Genomic DNA, 16,726 nt, shown 5'->3' on the forward strand with positions numbered 1-16,726 from the left:
ATCTCTTCCTTATTATTGACGTTGTAGGTTACATTTTGGTTGCTAGAAACGCAGACATTATTTCCTTTTGTAAAAGGAAATGATCCGCTGCGCAGGCAGCTGCGCCTGCGCCTTCAGCTCTTCGATGGCGGCGCGGCTGGACACCGCCCACTGCTCGCGAGCATCGAGGAGGCGCAACGCCTCCTCGGTGAACCCTTGTGCATCGAAGCGAGCTGTCGATGCCGCGGCTTTCATACCAAGCCTATGGAGGAACTGGTCGATCTTCGGATCGTACGAAATGCCTACCATAGGCACGTACTGCGAGGCTGCATAAATCAAGGAATGCAGCCTCATCCCGATCAGCAGGTCGCACCCCGCGACCTGCGCGAGCATATCCTGCGGATGCGTGATGCCACGCACCATCTCCGCGCGCCCACCGTGATCGCCCAAGCGGTCGATCACGAACTGCGACGCGACCTCATCTGAGGGGAGGTGGAAGGGCAAGAACCGCAGCTGCACATCCGTGCGGGCTGCAAGCAGTTCCTGCAGCGACCGCGCGAGAGCTTCCAGCTCGGAGCGGTCTTCGTTCCAGAAGCGGACGGACACACCGATCGTCCGCACCGCACCTGCATCAGACACTCCGCCACTCGGCGTGTCCAAACCGCCCTCCCGGAGCGGCAAGCCCATCACCGGGTCGGGCACGACCGTGATGCGCTCCCGCGGGAGGCGCATCCGACCTAATAAGTCCGCGGACTCTGTATCGCGGACCGACACGAAGGCGCAGCGTTTGAACACGCTGCGGATCCAGCCATAGAACATCGGGCGGCTAACCGGCCCGATACCTTGCGAATAAATAAACGTTGGCTTGCCAAGCCATTGCGCTAATTTCAAGACTGCTAAGTAATACGGAATTGTCTTCGAGCTGGTGGCATCCTGCAATAAGCTGCCGCCTCCGCTGATCAGACCGTCTGATTCCCGCAGCGCCCTTAGGAGAGGGCCTGGCTTCATGCGATGATACGCCTTTACCCCGTACATCGCAGAGGTTTTCTCAGGATTAGCAGAAAGCACGATAGGTTCAATCTGAATGCCCTGCTGCTGACCTTGCTCCTGCAAAGCGAACAAAATCGACTGCAGCACCGCCTCATCCCCGCTATTATCGAAGCCATAGTAGCCGGATAACGCTATTTTGACAATTGGGGCTGTACCCATCGTTTCCAACTCCTTGTGACTATTTCCCAAGCTGCAATTAGCACTAATCCGATCAGAGCACCTAGCACAAGTCCGTAGGAGATACGGATTAGAGAGATGTGAAGCGGCGTATGCAGGTGAGCAAACGTATCCACTAAGGAAAGCTGACCAACGACACCTATGAACAGTAAATACACTGCATGACGATAGCGAACTGACAAGTACGCACCCAGTAAGAAGATCGGATGAGCCACCAAGAATTCTTTTGTCCGTGGACGTACGCCTAATGTATTTTCCAAGAACGAACGGAATAACTTCTCAATCGTAGAAGCTTGTCCTTCATTCCCTGTACGAGACAAGTAGTAGTAGACAGCAGCAAGCGCTACGCCTGCAATAACGATCCATAACACACTTATATAGGAAGAGAGCAATCGGCGAATATTCGCGATCTTCTCCTTATACGTATTATTCTCACTAAAGAACAAGAGATACAGCCCAACAATGCCAATTGGAAGCAAATGCAGCAGGCCAACGCCTCTAAACTGCTGTATGACAAGTGAGTACGTGACATGATTCAACAGGGCTACTTCATAAACCATACCAAAGAGTGAAATCAGCGATGTTCGGATCAGCTGCCATAACCCATAGGCAAGTCCTGAGTTCCACTTGGCTGCAACACCTGAACGAACCGACCGGATCGCCAGCATAACTGCAACGCTAGGGGCGCTAATAGCCGTGGCCAAAGCAAGTCCTTGTGCATACAGATTCGCCGAAAGCGTATGTAGCGCAACTAAACCAAGTAAACCAAGCACGAAGAAGACGATCGTCAATTCAGGTAAGAAGAACGAAAGCATCCATACAATCAAGCTAAGACCGCCTAACAGCAAGAAAAAGCGAGCTATCTTCTGCCAGGATGTTGTATACACATCGAAAGCCTTTGCTGGCCCTAACGTAAAGCCTACATCTTGGATGCGCGGAATTGCGCCATCTTTGCCCTGCAAGGCCGCATAATAGGACGAAAGTGGATCAACGAGTTTTCCTTTATCTACGCTTTTCACAGGTCGTGCATTCAAGAATACCATGCGGATGTTACGATCTTTCACCGCTAAAACAAGTCGATCCGACATACCTTGAACCCGGTCAGCAAGCTCCGTTTTCTTAAGCGGTTCTGTCAGTTTCTCGCCATCTTTCTCTGTAAAAGAGTGCAGGCGCACAACATTGTAATTGGTTTGTTTGGCTAGCGTGCTGAAGCCTTTTTGAGGCTCCTTCAACAGCTCAATGGCCGCGAGTCCGATGCCATTCTTATTAAGCAGATCGGCCATTTTATTCAAATTAACTTCCGTATTCTCTTCGGTATAACCAGGGACTTCATTACCGTCCACGATGATGCGCTTCACGCCAAGGTCATGGAACTGTTTCAACAAAGCATCCATCTCATTGGTATTGAAGGGTCTGCGATTGGACAACCGTACAACGATTTGGAAGCCTTGCTCCTTCAGCATTTGCAAAACAATCGGATCAGGATCCATCGCTTTCATTGCAGCGTCATCCCTACTCATCCCAATGATGAGACCATTCCGATTCTTGAAGCTCCATGGCTTCACACTGACCTTGAGATCTGCGAACGTTTTCTGGATGAGCGGTTCCAGCTTCTGTTGAGATTGGCTATCTGAGAATAGCACATACGTGAAATTCTCGTTCGGGTCGCCAAACGTTTGGGTGAGATCAGCTGCACCTCGCGAATCGTACATGTCAATTCGACGACTCTCTTCGAACTCTGCCAACGTACTCTCGTACACAGCCATGGAGCTGATGCCCGCGGCTTTCATGTTTTTGAGTTCTGTGTTCACAAAGTTCTGTGGATTGGTCTGCACATCCGCAATATCCAATAAATCGCGATAGTCGAAAACAAATTCAACTTGGTTCGCCGATGTTTCGGTTTGGTGACGGGCATAGGCTAGCGGTAAGGAGCACAGCATCCCTATAATGACAATCCACCACAATATATTTCTTAACGGGTTGTTCCAGGTTTGATACAGATTCACCAGTTGTCCACTCCTTAGAGCATGTACTTTTTATTTTCCAATCCCATATACATTCGAAAACCTCTCCGCTCCCAAACGCGGGAAATACGCCCAATGAACGCGGATTTCGTATCCAGCTATTCATTAGACGATCTATCCCTCATTTAGGTTCTGAAGAGGTTTTGTACACCTATTTCTCTATCCGTCTACACGATTAAGTACGTATTGAATGATGCCATCTAGTTGCTGTGCAGCTGCAGGTCCTGTTGACCCTTGTACCGCAAAATAAAATTTAATTTTCGGTTCCGTACCGGATGGGCGTAAACAGAACCACGAACCATTCTCTAGCTTGAACTTCAGTACGTTCTCGCGAGGTAAGCCCTGGATACCTTGTGCATAGTCCTCAACGGAGCTCACGCGCGTGCCGCCGATCTCAGCCGGTGGATTCGTTCTCCATTCCTCCATCATGCGGCCGATTTGTTCCACGCCGTCTTTCCCTTTAAGTGTTCTTGATTCCAGTTTTTCCAAAAAGTACCCAAAGGATTCGTACAGTCCTTGCAGCACTTCATATAATGTTTTACCTTGCTTCTTGTAGTAAGCGGCAGCTTCCGCGATTAACATGGCTGCGATTACGGCATCCTTGTCACGTGCATAGCTTCCAGCTAGGTAGCCGTAGCTCTCTTCATAGCCAAACAGGAAGGTATGCTCACCCGTTTGTTCGAATTGCGACATTTTTTCACCAATATACTTAAAGCCCGTTAACGTATTTAGCGTTGGAATTCCGTAATGGTTGGCAATGACAGCCCCCATCTCGCTCGTTACGATCGTTTTGATCACAACGCCGTTCGCAGGAAGTGTTCCACGCTCTTTCATGCTCGATAACAGGTAATTTACGATAATTGCGCCGGATTGGTTGCCCGTCAACACGACGTACTCGCCATTCGGATCCTTCACGACAGCACCCATACGGTCAGCGTCCGGGTCAGTTCCGATAATAATATCGGCATTCCAGTCCTTCGCTTGCGCAATCGCTAACGTGAATGCTTCACGCTCTTCCGGATTCGGTGACTTCACCGTGGAGAATTGCGCATCTGGCAGCTCTTGCTCGGCAACAACGCGCACTTGCTCGAAGCCTACGGCTTTCAATACTTCGCGTACAGGCACGTTACCAGCGCCATGCAGTGGCGTGAAAATCACGCGGAAATCATCGCTGATTTCTTTGATGACGTCTGGATTTTGACTAACTGCCGTTACCGCTTGTATGTAGGCCTGGTCGACATCCTCTCCCAACCACGCTAGAAGACCTTGCGCTTCCGCGTCTTGCTGGGACAGCTTCTTAACTTTATCAAAAGAATCAATGCTCTGAACGAGCGTAATCACCTGCTCCGCAAACTCAGGAACCAACTGCCCGCCATCTGCACCGTATACTTTGTACCCATTATATTCAGGCGGATTATGACTCGCAGTTACAACAACACCTGCTGACGCACCTAAGTATCTAACAGCAAAAGAAAGTTGAGGTGTCGCATGCAGCGTCTGGAACAAATAAGCCTTAATGCCATTCCCTGCGAAGACAAGTGCTGCTTCTAGTGCAAACTCAGGAGACATATGACGGGAATCATATGCGAGGACGATCGCAGGATTAGCCACACCCGTCCCGTTGACATATTGCGCTAAGCCTTGGCTTGCGCGTCCAACGGTGTATACATTGATACGATTCGTACCTGCGCCAATCACGCCACGGAGGCCGCCTGTCCCAAATTCAAGATCTTTATAAAAGCGATCCTCGATTTCTCTCTCATCTTCCCGAATAGCTTGAAGTTCTTGCTTCGTTTGGTCATCGACAGCTGGATCTTGGAGCCACAATTGATACTCTGTTTGTACACGCGTCATCGTCGTCAGGTTCATCTCCTTTATATGTATGGGTTATTTATTAGCAAGGGCGAACATAAGCTCACCTTCGACTACCACTTTGTCGCCAACTTTAGCGATTGCTTGACCTTTGACAATGGTGCCTTTAACCCGTGTGATGGTCATTTCTAGTGTAAGTGTATCTCCTGGGACAACCTGTTGACGCCAGCGAATGCCGTCTGCACCTGCGAAAAGACCAATTTTGCCTTTATACTCAGGCATCGACAATACAGCTACAGCTCCAACTTGAGCTAGGGCTTCAACAATCAGAACGCCTGGCATAACCGGATAACCAGGAAAGTGCCCTGCGAAGAAAGGTTCATTGATCGTAACATTTTTAATTCCTACAGCTCTAACCCCTTCTTCTACTTCCAAAATACGGTCAACCAGCAGAAAAGGCGGGCGGTGAGGAATGATCTCTTGAATTTGATTAATATCTAGCATCGTGCGTTCGTGCTCCTTTCGAATACTTGAATAAAATACAAGGGAATTACTTACAATAGGGAGGTCCCTTCATATCCTGCAGAAGTGAAGGTTCATATAAGGGGAGCTTATGTAAAGGTCTGTATCACAGACCCCTACATAGGCTCTTTTTTCGTTTACTGTTATTTCACTCGGGCTTCACGATTTAGAAGAAGGAACTGAAAAATATAAATAAACGATGTTAAGAAGGAAACCCCGATAACATACCATAAATACGAAATGGCAAAGGTGAATTCAAAAACGATGAAGAGGATGGCGAAATAGTAGAGAACTGTCGTTAGCTTCCCCATAACATTCGCTGGAACGGTCAGTTTCCCTCTAAAATGAAAAAAAGCGGAGCCAATAATCATGCCTGCATCTCGGATAAACATGGCCGCTGCTGCCTGCCAAGGAATCATCTCGGAGATGAGTAAGGAGAGGATGACCGCAATCATCATACACTTGTCTGCCAGCGGGTCTAGCATGACCCCCATCGGCGTGATCAGCTTGCGTGTTCTTGCGATATAGCCATCTAAGATATCCGTTAGCCCAGCTACGAGTAGAATGATGAAGGAGGTTCGGATATGGCCGTTAAAAAAAAGCACGAGGTACACGGGGATTAGTACAAACCTGCTGATCGTGAGCATGTTCGGTATATTCAAGGTACTCCTCCTGCGCCTAGGATCCGATCCGAAATATCGATAAATGGTAGATAAAGCCTTTCTCCATTATACCGCTGCTCGCACACAAAATAAACCACTAAACCGTCACTCTTGGACGGATGGGTTTATCCAGAAATATAGCTCACTTATGAAGTGAAACCTATACATGCTATATTTAAAATAAAACTCCCATGCGGGAGTTCGAACTAATTTGCAAAAACGAGATCGTATAAATGCCGCCATGTGCTAATATGTAAAATTTCAGATGATGGCTGATGTCCAAGCTTCGTGTAGCCCACCCATAAACCAATATAGATAGCTAACACAGCGAGCACGGGAATACGTATGATTTTGAAAGTAAGCCAAACGATTTGCTGCCATTTCGGCCTTGGCTTCTTCTTAACTGGAGCAGGGTTGTCTGCCATCGAGCCTATCCTACCTTTCTACGATCAGACGCGCAAATTGTTAGCCATGTTCATCATCTGATCGGACGATGTAATAGCCCGGGAATTCAGCTGAAGCGCTCGTTGTACAATAACCAGATCTGTCATTTCATCCGACAGTGTCACGTTCGATTGCTCCAGAAACCCCTGCATCAGGCTTACGCGGTTCGCATTTGTACCAGCAACGGCGTTCACATCCTGCAAGATGTTCGCCTTCTCACCCGCTGTTATTCCTGCTGGAAGCGTGTAGAGATTGTCCCCTACGTCTTGAAGCAGTTGTGGACGCACCACACGAACAAGCTTGATTTGACCTAGCGTCACTGGTGCTGCCGCTGGATCTTGTTCATTGTAGCCTTGGATCGTGCCATCCTTAGCAACCGCTGGTCGATAACCAACCGGCACGTGAATCGGATTACCGTCCGTACCTGCAATGAAATGGCCCTCTTTGGTCGTCAGAACCGTCCCGCCTGCTCCATCGGGCGTTAAGCTGAATGCTCCGTTACGGGTCCATGCAGGCTGAAAGACTTGATTACCGTTCTCGTCCACTTTGCTGACGGACACTTCAAACAAACCATCGCCTTGGATGGCAAAGTCGGTTAGAAGACCCGTCGACTGGATCGGTCCCTGTGACAAATTCGTCTGAATTTGCACGAGCCTCGAGCCCCAGCCTTGGTTAAAGCCTAGCGGTGAGAAACGCCCTTGCTGGCGGAACCCTTCGGGCTGTGTTTGCACATTCGTCAACACATCCTCGAAGGAGGCTTCTTTCTTCTTAAAGCCGTTGGTATTCACATTCGCTATGTTATTGGAGAGAATATCCAGCTTTTGCTGTAAGCTGTGCATGGATACCGATGAATTGATCATGGAATTGTTCATGGCTGGCCCCTTCGCAAGCTAGATTTAGACGCGTCCTACTTCGTTTACTGCTTTGTCCATACTTTTATCATATGACTGAATGACCTTCTGATTCGCTTCGTAGGCGCGGAGTGCGGACATCATATCCACCATCGATTGCGCGGAATCCACGTTAGAACGCTCAACAAAGCCTTGGCGCACTTCAACTTGGTCGCCTGGTGCTACTTGCGTGATCGTCGCTTCATCACCTGGATTAATCCGCAGCAACCCGTTCCCTTCACGTAGTAACAGATGCGGGTTCTCTGCACGTGACAGCATCAAGCCAATCGGCTCACCTGTTGCGTTCAAGATGGGAAGACCGCCACTGTCCATGAATTCACCTTTGGCCGTTACTTTGAAATTGGAAATAGGTTGCCCGGCTCCATCCAACAAGGCCAAGGGTTGTCCATCACGACCTACGACTTGTTCGCCATTGGCATTCACAAGTTGACCCGATGCGTCGACAGTGAACTTCCCGTTCAAGGAGTACCGCTGCTCGCCATTCGGGTTCAACACGGTAAATAGCGCCTGTGGTTGGAACTTGCGTTCTCCGTCTGCATTCACGAATTTCCCTGTGGCATCAAACGTCACGCCTGGCAGTTGAATATTCGATACAAGCGCGAAGTCGAAGGGGTTCTGCGTTTCCTGCAGATCGCCTTGTGTATGAACAGCAATACTCTCCTCGGAGAATACACCCAAGCTCATCTTCCCAAGCGGCGCTGTTGAGGCTCCTTGTCCACCGCGAATCGTAGAGATAAGTATTTCTGGAAATGAACGCGACAAGGAATTACCCTGTTTAAAGCCCGGAGAGTTCAAGTTGGCAATGTTATTCGTTATGGTATCGTGTCTGCGTTGCTCAGAAATCATCCCTGCCGCCGCGGTATACAGTCCTCTTAACATCTAGTCACCTCTTAGGAAAGTCTATCTGACTAAAATTTACGTTTAGTTACTTTATCTAGGTTGTCGAGCATAATGCCCGTTCCTTTAACGACACAAGACATTGGATCTTCTGCGATGAGTACTGGCACTTTCAACTCATCCGCAAGCAATTGATCAAGACCGTGCAGCAATGCGCCGCCGCCCGTCAGAATAACACCACGGTCAATGATGTCCGCAGATAATTCAGGAGGAGTCCGCTCAAGTACACTCTTCGCCGCTGTGACGATCGAGGAAACTGGATCCCATAGTGCTTCCTGTACCTCGCTGGAGTGGATCGTAATGGTCAATGGAAGTCCGGATACCATATCTCTTCCGCGAATATCCATCTCTTGATCTCGTCCATGTGGATATACCGTTCCAATTTTCAACTTAATATCTTCGCTTGTCCGTTCACCGATAAGAAGCTTGTACTTATTTTTGATATACTTCATGATCGCCGTATCGAACTTATCGCCAGCAATCTTGATGGAGGAGGAGGTGACGATATCGCCCATGGATAACACGGCAACATCCGTCGTCCCTCCGCCAATATCTACAACCATGTTACCGCTAGGCTGGAAGATGTCCATACCGGCACCAATGGCTGCCGCCTTCGGTTCTTCTTCCATGAATACTTCTCGAGCACCACTGCGCTCAGCTGCTTCGCGAATCGCTTTCTGCTCGACCGAGGTAATGTTGGTAGGGGCGCAGATCAGTATTCTCGGGTGAGAATACCAATTCTTGCCCCCAATTTTCGCGATGAAATGCTTCAACATCATTTCCGTAATATCGAAGTCCGCAATAACGCCGTCCTTAAGAGGACGAATGGCGATGATGTTGCCAGGCGTTCTTCCTACCATGCGGAAGGCTTCTTCACCTACAGCCAACACGCGTTTCGTATCGCTTTCAATCGCAACTACGGATGGCTCATCAAGCACAACTCCGCGACCTTTTACATGAATAAGCACATTTGCCGTGCCGAGATCTATCCCAATATCCTTGCTGAACATTTCTAATTAATCCTCCCTAAACCTACCGTCCATCCCGTGAAGAATCGGCGCTCTTATATACAGTTCTAATTATAAGCTAAATTCGTTATAAATGCATTATTTCCTCTTTTTCCGTGAAATTTCGACATGCCCAGTTATAGGAAACACAAGAAACATCTCGGGATGAAGGGTATCTTAGGACTTAACGGTTACCAGAACTTCGGAAAGCTTAGGATTACGGGTCTTACGATACTTAATTTTAGTCGCTTCTCCTCCCCTAAGGTGCCGAATGGACTTGTGATACTCCAAAATGTGCTTCACCTGATTGGCCAGGTCCGGGTTGATTTCCGGTAGTCTTTCCGTCAAATCCTTATGCACCGTGCTTTTGGAAACGCCGAATTCCTTAGCAATGGTGCGAACCGTATTCTTGGTCTCGACGATACAGGTACCAATCTTAATGGTTCGCTCTTTGATGTAATCGTGCACTCCCCTCGCCTCCCTACTCGAGATAGTTTGGTAAAGTATATGAGGGGCATGACTAGATATTCTACGTAACCAAGCCTGACAAGCTCATTTCCCATATTTATTTTCAAAATAATGGGTTAATTTCGGCTTATGGCTACGAAATGGGTTAAAATCATCAGTTAAATGTGAAAAAGCAGCAGGAATTTCCCCCGCTGCCCTTCACTTATGTAGGCCGTAGCCTATGTATCGAAATGCTCGAAATTTAAATGCTGCTTACTGCTTCGCGTTCAAGAGGCTTTCTGGGTTAACGGCTGCATTGTCGCTAACTTGGCGCACTTCAAAGTGTAAGTGCACGCCATCTTCCTTCTCAAAATCGTTGCTGCCTGCTTTGGCGATAACGTCGCCTTTTTTCACTTCTGCGCCTTTGGTTACCTTCACGTCTGATAAGCTTTGGTAAATACTGATCAAGCCGTTACTGTGTGTAATCTCAACCAACTTGCCAACAACAGGACTCTGGTCAACTGCCGTAACTTTACCATCCAGTGCCGCTAGAACATCAAAGGTTGCGCCATCTTTGGCTTTCAAGTCAATGGCAGTGTGCGGGGTTAGTTGATCAAGATATTCGATCATAGCCGCTGCCTTCACATCATTGGATGCATTCGTGTCATAGTAAGGAGTTGCCACTTCGACAGCAGCTCTGTCTTTCACAGGCCATTGCATCGCTTCGGCTGTTCCGTTAACCGCGAGAGCCCCATCATGAGGTGCTTTCGGATTATCGGTTTGTTCATTGCTGCTAACCTTAATACCCAGATCTGCTTCGCTGACTGTTTTCGTTCCTGCTCCCTGGTACACCCACATTAAGGTTAAGATAATTGCTGCTGCTGCCACATACGTCGCTGGGAATACCCATTTCTTAGCAAGCAATTTCTTCCATGCAGATGTTGGACCTTGTGCTCCTTGAACAGTTTTAGGAGCCTCTTCTTTCTGAAAACCTTTGTTATTATCACTCATGGTTATCACCTCATCAACCATTCTTGACACATTCCAAGGTTTTATACTTCCAGAAAGATATTTTTATAGAAACGCTGCAAGTTTATGATTTGTGGAGAAAAGAGGCTGCATTTTCGATAGAGATGCCCGTGTAATAATAGGTTACGATCTGCTCCGCGGTTTTCCCTTCCTTCGCCATGCCGTTGGCGCCCCACTGACTGAGACCCACACCATGGCCATATCCGTAAGTAGTAATGGTAACTTGAGAGCCTGCCCACCTCCAAGCAAATTGAGAGGATGCTAGGCCTAGCTTCTCTCTCACCTCACGTCCGGAGAAAACCTTGCCTCCGATTGTCATACTTTTAATCCGATGACCAGTAGACCAAGAGAGTACTTTCATACCTTTGGCACTCGTATCTGTCGTGGCAATGCTTGTTACACCCAGCTTCTGAAGCATCGTCTTGTAACTGATCGTTACACTTTCTTGATAGTGAGAGGAAAGCTTAATATCCCAAGGACTAGGCACGCTGCGTAGATAGGGGCTTTTGAAAGGCCAATACTCTTCCGAATTCTCGGTATAGCCATTGCTAGTTGAGAAAAAAGTTGCATTGATCGGCTCATGCCCATAGGTAAGTATTTTATCCTTGGTCTCATTGACAGCTCTATCAATCTTGGCCATGTTCGTTTCATATTTGGACTTGTCCCACTTCTCTCTAAGCTCTTGGTCGGTCAGATAGGCCTGATGTGCTGTCGTGTCCGTCACAAGTGCATCCTCCACCGGCATATTACTATAATCCTTCTCTATTACTCTTCGCACGACATATGTTCTAGCTGCCATCGCTTGTGCTTTGAGTGCCTCTAGTTCGAAATCAACAGGCATTTCCGCAGCTAGCACACCTTTTACATATTGCTCTAGTGGAACGGTTTGCACCGTTGCCTTTTTCGTTAAATACACAGGAATCATCAGGCCTTGATCAGCACCTGTCTCTTGAAGGGATGAGCCTTCAATAGAGGCAGGAGGCCGTTCATCACCAGCCGGAATCTTCTTGACTAGCAATCCAGGCACGATGATAGTGACACACAACATGGAAGATAAGCAAACAGTCATCCACAGGATGACCCCTTTTCTGAGCACGCGTTTTTTATTGAACATATCTCTGAGCAGCCTCCATAAGCGCGTTTACTAGCAGGAATTTTGGTATGTCTTAGCTTATGAGAGGGGTTGCTAGAATAGAACTTGAACGAGGCGAGATCAGGAATTGATAGGATATGTGAAAGAAAAAAAGAACCACCAGGTTCGTCCCCTGATGGTTCCTCATGTATTACGCTAGCGTTGGCTGAATATTGAAAAATCCAAGCTCCGCAACTTCCTGCTCGATTTCTTGTGGAACTGAGCGATAAATATCGGCACCTAGTTCACGCAGAACGTCTGTGATATCGACATATCCACGATCGATATGGTGAACGCCCGTGATCTCGGTTTCACCCTCAGCGGCTAATGCCGCGAGGATCAACGCTGCGCCGGCACGCAGGTCTGTTGCACACACCTTTGCTCCGCGCAGCTTCGAGTTACCGCTTACGATAGCGGTCCGTCCGTCTACTTTAATGTTTGCGTTCATATTGGCGAATTCATCCACGTGCATAAACCGGTTCTCGAACACGGTCTCCGTTACGAGACTCGTTCCGTCCGCCACCATAAGCAGCGCCATCATTTGCGACTGCATATCGGTTGGGAAGCCCGGATACGGTAACGTCTTCACGTCAACCGCACGAAGCGGTCCTGTTGCACGTACGCGAATGCCGTTCTCATCTTCTTCGATCGTAACGCCCATTTCCTGCATTTTGGAAATGACAGGACGAAGGTGGTCTCCGATCGCGCCTTCCATATACAGCTCACTGCCCGTAATGGCTGCAGCGATCATATATGTACCGGCTTCTACGCGATCCGGAATCACCGTATGTACGACGCCGCGAAGCTTTTCAACACCCTCGATGCGGATAACACCCGTTCCCGCACCGCGGATCACAGCGCCCATTGCATTCAGATAATTAGCCAAATCAACAATTTCCGGCTCTTTTGCCGCATTTTCAATCGTTGTCGTACCTTCCGCAAGCGTTGCCGCCATCATGATATTCTCAGTTGCGCCTACGCTCGCCACGTCCAAATAGATTTTGGCACCTTTCAGGCGCCCTTTTACTTTCGCTTCAATATAACCTTGACCCAGTTCAATATCAGCACCCATCGCTTCAAAGCCTTTGAGATGCTGGTCAATCGGTCTTGTGCCAATCGCACAACCGCCTGGAAGCGAAATTCTCGCTTGACCGAGCCTTGCTAACAATGGACCCATTACGAGGAAAGAGGCTCTCATTTTACGGACTAGATCATAGGAAGCTTCACAGGTATTAATCTGCGCAGCTCGTACTCGAATCACTTGACGGTTGTATTCGACTTCAATTCCTAAGCTTTGTAAGACTTTATTAATCACTAGTACATCGTCAAGGGGAGGCGCATCATGGATGACGCTTTCACCTTCCGACCCCAAAATGGAAGCCGCAATAATCGGCAGTACCGCATTCTTTGCTCCGTTGATTTTCACATTGCCAGCTAGCTTTCGGCCACCGCGGACGATAATTTTGCTCATCATGGTCCCTCCGCGCACTTATTTTATAAGACAGGTTTCGCACATTTCTTAAGTTTATCATTTGCAAGCACATAGACACAACTGTGTTCTTTTGGCAGTCAGAGATGCCCTACATAGAGTTCGAAGCCCATTGCGTTTTTCATTCCGTTCTACTATCCATTGTTGACAACAAACTTCTGCATTATTCGGGAAATCGCATTAAAACATCTTACTGAAGCTCATGGAGAGACCTAAATACTGAATGAAAAAGCCCGCAACCAACTGCCCCAGTCCAATCGAAAGTAAGATTTGCAGCATAATGGCTTGTGCACCTTTGGGCCTTCGCAGCAAAATATCAAAGCGGAACGCTTGCAGCGACCACCACGCTAAACCGATGCAAAGAATATAGACAGCTATACTGACCATGTTCATCAATGAGGCGTATTGCGCCACTTCACTCCATTTGTCCGTCTCGCTCATAGGTCACTCCTCTTCGATTCTACCGATTCACGACTTTGGCCAACAATGTTACAAACTCAGCTCGTGTTGCCTGATCTTCCGGATGGAAGGTCCCGTCGGGAAAACCACTGATCCAACCGTCAGCCGACATTTGCTTGAGAATGCCCCCACCCCAATAAGATTCATTCACATCGCTAAAAGGGCTATTCCCTCTGCGTTTCCCGGTCATATTCATACTGCGCGCAAGCATTTGCGCCATTTCCATGCGAGTCAGCTTACCGTCGGGGTCAAAGGTACCATCCGGGTAACCGTCTACGATCGACGCTTGAACAGTTTTGGCAATGTCCGCGTAAGCCCAGTGCGAAGCCGCCAAATCGGTGAATTTTAAATCCTTGCGTTTCGATAAATTTAAAGCACGGGATATCACTGTGGCCGCTTCGGCCCTAGTAATCGACTGATTCGGAGCAAAACGATAGTTCCCATAACCGCTGATGATTCCTTGCCCAGTTAGCTGACTAATGGCATCCTGCGCCCAATGTCCGCCAATATCGACGTACCCGCTAACAAGCCCGTAGCTGTTCAACTGTAAACGATACATCTGGCTCATGAACCATTGGTTCGCCTGAAGCTTGATATAATACGTTCCTTCGGGTAATGGCTTCTCGAAATTGAGCTGATCTGAACCACTCTCACTTCGGTAGGTACCTTGCTCCTCAAGGGCATTATTATATAGGGTTGCATATAACGTGCGTGATACCGGTATATTCGTAAGTCTCACTTGAGCCAAGCTATCGGAAGTCAATCGGAATTCGAACCAATCAACGTCTTCATTTCTGTTAAAAACACCCTCATACCCTGCATTCATCGCAGCAAATGTAGCTTGATACGATTTGTCATTCGGTTCGTTAGGATCGATTAATTTAGGCGTATACTCAATTTCTAACGTGTATTCGCCCGTAATCGGTCCTTCATAATCCTTCACATTGCTGACGCGAATATAATATTGCCCAGGCAATACATCCATTTGCGAGCTAACCTCAATACCACCATCGCCAGCTTGATCAATCGTCGTAGACTTCTCGCCTTCCTTCTGGATCAGAAGCATGGGATCGATACGGCCCGTATCCGTAGATAGTCTGATACGCATAGTACCGGAGTGTTCCAAGGTTAGAGCAAACCAATCGAGATCTCCTTTTTCATGAAAAGTTCCTCGTACAGTCTGGCTTCGTTCTGGCAATGTAAAAGCTTTGTACTGTTTATCATTATCTTCAAACGGATCCGTATAAATGATAAAATCCGTCCGCAATGTGTAATTCAGCGCTGTTTTCCGTGTACGATCTATGTTCTCCAACTGCACATACGTGCGCCCTTTGGTCACAGCTACTGTGAATGGCTGATTGCCGTCAGTAGTACCATTGCCCGCCACAAAACTTTGCCCGGAATCGAAATTCACACGGATACCTTCACCGTCTTCAGGCTGTACGCCTAATTGAATGTACCCGTCGTAAGAAGCATCAATTTCATACCAGTCCTGATCCTGCCCTGAGCTAAGATTCGCTTTGACCATGGTATGATTAGGTAGCGATGCCGCCTGACTTGCTAGATCATTCGGTTCGAAGCGATCTTGCTTATATGGCTCGGTCAGTGCTTTCTCGATATTCAGTAAGCCGTACCCAGTCTTCGCGTCCCACCCTTTGTCCATCAAGTCCTGTGCCGTTTGTTCGATCTGCGATCGGACTTGATATGGCGTCATCGCGGGGTATTTCCCCCAGACCAATGCCGCGGCTGCGGCCACCTGTGGAGCGGCCATCGAGCTGCCATTTTGGTACTGATAACCCCCGCCTAGCGCTGTCGTGTATACATCCCAAGGTGCCATAACATCGAGCTCTGGTCCGTAATTCGAACGAGGATCTGCCTGTTTATTAGGGCTCACGCCGCCAACAGAAAGTACGGTCGGATACGCCGCAGGGTATTTCACACTTGTGCTCTCGTTACCAACAGCGGCGACGAGCAACACTTGATGATCCTCCGCGTATTGCACAATACCAGACAAGTAATCGGAATATTTGTTTAACCCTAAGGAAAGCACAACGATTTTGGCCCCGTGGTCGACGGCATACTTAATGCCTTCTCCTAGCTTAGCTTCGCCACCTGTTCCGTCTGCTTCTAGCGCCTTTATCGGCATTATTTTAGCATTGGGAGCTATGCCTGCAATACCTTTATCATTATTAATCGCAGCAGCAATCAAGCCAGCTACGTTCGTTCCATGTCCATTATCATCAAAAGGCTTCTTAGAAGCCTGTAGCAGATTCACACCATCTACCAAATTGCCGATTAAATCGGGATGACTAAGGTCAACACCTGTATCGACAACAGCGACTACGATCGGCGAACGAGAGTCTCCTGCCGCCGCCCACGCTTGATCAACGCGAATCATATCCAGATAGGTTTGCTTCACCCTCATGGGATCCGAAGATACCGCATAAGCAGCCTTTACGTTGGTCACGAACCCTGTTAGTCCTAGGACAATCAGCGTCATCAGTATCATGGTCCCTACGTATCGAAAACATTTCATCACATCAGGTCCTTTATCCCAAATTGAATCACTTTGTCATTTACTTATATATCTATACCACAATAAACATCTTCTCGATACCTATAACGGTTTTTCTTCGCAAAAAGTTCAGATCTTAGGAATTATTTTTCAGATGTAATTTCTGGATG

General features: G+C 48.0%; 15 protein-coding genes. All 15 read right to left on the minus strand.

Going from position 1 to position 16,726, the window contains the following annotated elements; all coding sequences use genetic code 11:
• Window positions 1–57: 57 nt before the first annotated feature.
• The gene (csaB, locus tag AC58P7_RS20545; protein WP_497346135.1) at window positions 58–1,188 is read right to left on the minus strand and encodes a polysaccharide pyruvyl transferase CsaB; all 1,131 of its coding nucleotides are present in this window, start codon (window positions 1,186–1,188) and stop codon (window positions 58–60) included.
• The gene (locus AC58P7_RS20550; RefSeq protein ID WP_497346137.1) at window positions 1,161–3,212 is read right to left on the minus strand and encodes a DUF5693 family protein; all 2,052 of its coding nucleotides are present in this window, start codon (window positions 3,210–3,212) and stop codon (window positions 1,161–1,163) included. Before AC58P7_RS20550 ends, csaB begins: the two co-directional genes overlap by 28 nt.
• A gap of 177 nt (window positions 3,213–3,389) precedes the next feature.
• Window positions 3,390–5,093 (minus strand): phospho-sugar mutase, encoded by a 1,704-nt coding sequence (locus AC58P7_RS20555; RefSeq protein ID WP_497346233.1) that lies wholly within the window; start codon window positions 5,091–5,093, stop codon window positions 3,390–3,392.
• A 24-nt stretch (window positions 5,094–5,117) separates the two neighbouring features.
• Complete coding sequence (fabZ, locus tag AC58P7_RS20560) at window positions 5,118–5,546, minus strand: 3-hydroxyacyl-ACP dehydratase FabZ (RefSeq protein WP_477592454.1); 429 nt, start codon at window positions 5,544–5,546, stop codon at window positions 5,118–5,120.
• Window positions 5,547–5,707: 161 nt separating this feature from the next.
• Window positions 5,708–6,226, minus strand: coding sequence for a CDP-alcohol phosphatidyltransferase family protein (locus AC58P7_RS20565; protein ID WP_497346139.1), 519 nt, complete (start codon window positions 6,224–6,226; stop codon window positions 5,708–5,710).
• A 206-nt stretch (window positions 6,227–6,432) separates the two neighbouring features.
• Window positions 6,433–6,651 (minus strand): DNA-directed RNA polymerase subunit beta, encoded by a 219-nt coding sequence (locus tag AC58P7_RS20570; RefSeq protein ID WP_497346141.1) that lies wholly within the window; start codon window positions 6,649–6,651, stop codon window positions 6,433–6,435.
• A gap of 24 nt (window positions 6,652–6,675) precedes the next feature.
• Window positions 6,676–7,530, minus strand: a complete 855-nt coding sequence (locus AC58P7_RS20575) for a flagellar hook-basal body protein (RefSeq protein ID WP_497346143.1) — start codon at window positions 7,528–7,530, stop codon at window positions 6,676–6,678.
• A 36-nt stretch (window positions 7,531–7,566) separates the two neighbouring features.
• Window positions 7,567–8,460 (minus strand): flagellar hook-basal body protein, encoded by an 894-nt coding sequence (locus tag AC58P7_RS20580; protein ID WP_497346145.1) that lies wholly within the window; start codon window positions 8,458–8,460, stop codon window positions 7,567–7,569.
• A 29-nt stretch (window positions 8,461–8,489) separates the two neighbouring features.
• A complete protein-coding gene (locus AC58P7_RS20585; protein WP_436233409.1) occupies window positions 8,490–9,488 on the minus strand; it encodes a rod shape-determining protein in 999 nt (332 codons plus the stop codon).
• 174 nt (window positions 9,489–9,662) lie between these two features.
• Window positions 9,663–9,953: a sporulation transcriptional regulator SpoIIID gene (gene spoIIID / locus AC58P7_RS20590; RefSeq protein ID WP_057313422.1), complete on the minus strand. Its 291-nt coding sequence runs from the start codon at window positions 9,951–9,953 to the stop codon at window positions 9,663–9,665.
• Window positions 9,954–10,205: 252 nt separating this feature from the next.
• The gene (locus AC58P7_RS20595) at window positions 10,206–10,943 is read right to left on the minus strand and encodes a peptidoglycan DD-metalloendopeptidase family protein (protein ID WP_497346147.1); all 738 of its coding nucleotides are present in this window, start codon (window positions 10,941–10,943) and stop codon (window positions 10,206–10,208) included.
• Window positions 10,944–11,025: 82 nt separating this feature from the next.
• Window positions 11,026–12,075: a stage II sporulation protein D gene (gene spoIID, locus AC58P7_RS20600; RefSeq protein WP_497346149.1), complete on the minus strand. Its 1,050-nt coding sequence runs from the start codon at window positions 12,073–12,075 to the stop codon at window positions 11,026–11,028.
• Between the two features lie 169 nt (window positions 12,076–12,244).
• Window positions 12,245–13,564, minus strand: a complete 1,320-nt coding sequence (gene murA, locus AC58P7_RS20605) for a UDP-N-acetylglucosamine 1-carboxyvinyltransferase (RefSeq protein ID WP_497346151.1) — start codon at window positions 13,562–13,564, stop codon at window positions 12,245–12,247.
• 198 nt (window positions 13,565–13,762) lie between these two features.
• Window positions 13,763–14,023 (minus strand): DUF1146 domain-containing protein, encoded by a 261-nt coding sequence (locus tag AC58P7_RS20610; protein ID WP_497346152.1) that lies wholly within the window; start codon window positions 14,021–14,023, stop codon window positions 13,763–13,765.
• 19 nt (window positions 14,024–14,042) lie between these two features.
• Window positions 14,043–16,550, minus strand: a complete 2,508-nt coding sequence (locus AC58P7_RS20615) for a S8 family serine peptidase (RefSeq protein ID WP_497346154.1) — start codon at window positions 16,548–16,550, stop codon at window positions 14,043–14,045.
• Window positions 16,551–16,726: the final 176 nt, after the last annotated feature.

This window comes from Paenibacillus sp. J22FR5 (assembly GCF_059691975.1).

What these genes read in the sequence shown, in the direction of transcription:
- AC58P7_RS20570 (WP_497346141.1), bottom strand. Translation starts at nt 6,651, where the DNA reads ATGGCAGACAACCCTGCTCCAGTTAAGAAGAAGCCAAGGCCGAAATGG.
- AC58P7_RS20575 (WP_497346143.1), bottom strand. Translation starts at nt 7,530, where the DNA reads ATGATCAATTCATCGGTATCCATGCACAGCTTACAGCAAAAGCTGGAT.
- AC58P7_RS20595 (WP_497346147.1), bottom strand. Translation starts at nt 10,943, where the DNA reads ATGAGTGATAATAACAAAGGTTTTCAGAAAGAAGAGGCTCCTAAAACT.
- AC58P7_RS20615 (WP_497346154.1), bottom strand. Translation starts at nt 16,550, where the DNA reads ATGATACTGATGACGCTGATTGTCCTAGGACTAACAGGGTTCGTGACC.
- AC58P7_RS20585 (WP_436233409.1), bottom strand. Translation starts at nt 9,488, where the DNA reads ATGTTCAGCAAGGATATTGGGATAGATCTCGGCACGGCAAATGTGCTT.
- csaB (WP_497346135.1), bottom strand. Translation starts at nt 1,188, where the DNA reads ATGGGTACAGCCCCAATTGTCAAAATAGCGTTATCCGGCTACTATGGC.
- spoIID (WP_497346149.1), bottom strand. Translation starts at nt 12,075, where the DNA reads ATGTTCAATAAAAAACGCGTGCTCAGAAAAGGGGTCATCCTGTGGATG.
- murA (WP_497346151.1), bottom strand. Translation starts at nt 13,564, where the DNA reads ATGAGCAAAATTATCGTCCGCGGTGGCCGAAAGCTAGCTGGCAATGTG.
- AC58P7_RS20580 (WP_497346145.1), bottom strand. Translation starts at nt 8,460, where the DNA reads ATGTTAAGAGGACTGTATACCGCGGCGGCAGGGATGATTTCTGAGCAA.
- AC58P7_RS20610 (WP_497346152.1), bottom strand. Translation starts at nt 14,023, where the DNA reads ATGAGCGAGACGGACAAATGGAGTGAAGTGGCGCAATACGCCTCATTG.
- fabZ (WP_477592454.1), bottom strand. Translation starts at nt 5,546, where the DNA reads ATGCTAGATATTAATCAAATTCAAGAGATCATTCCTCACCGCCCGCCT.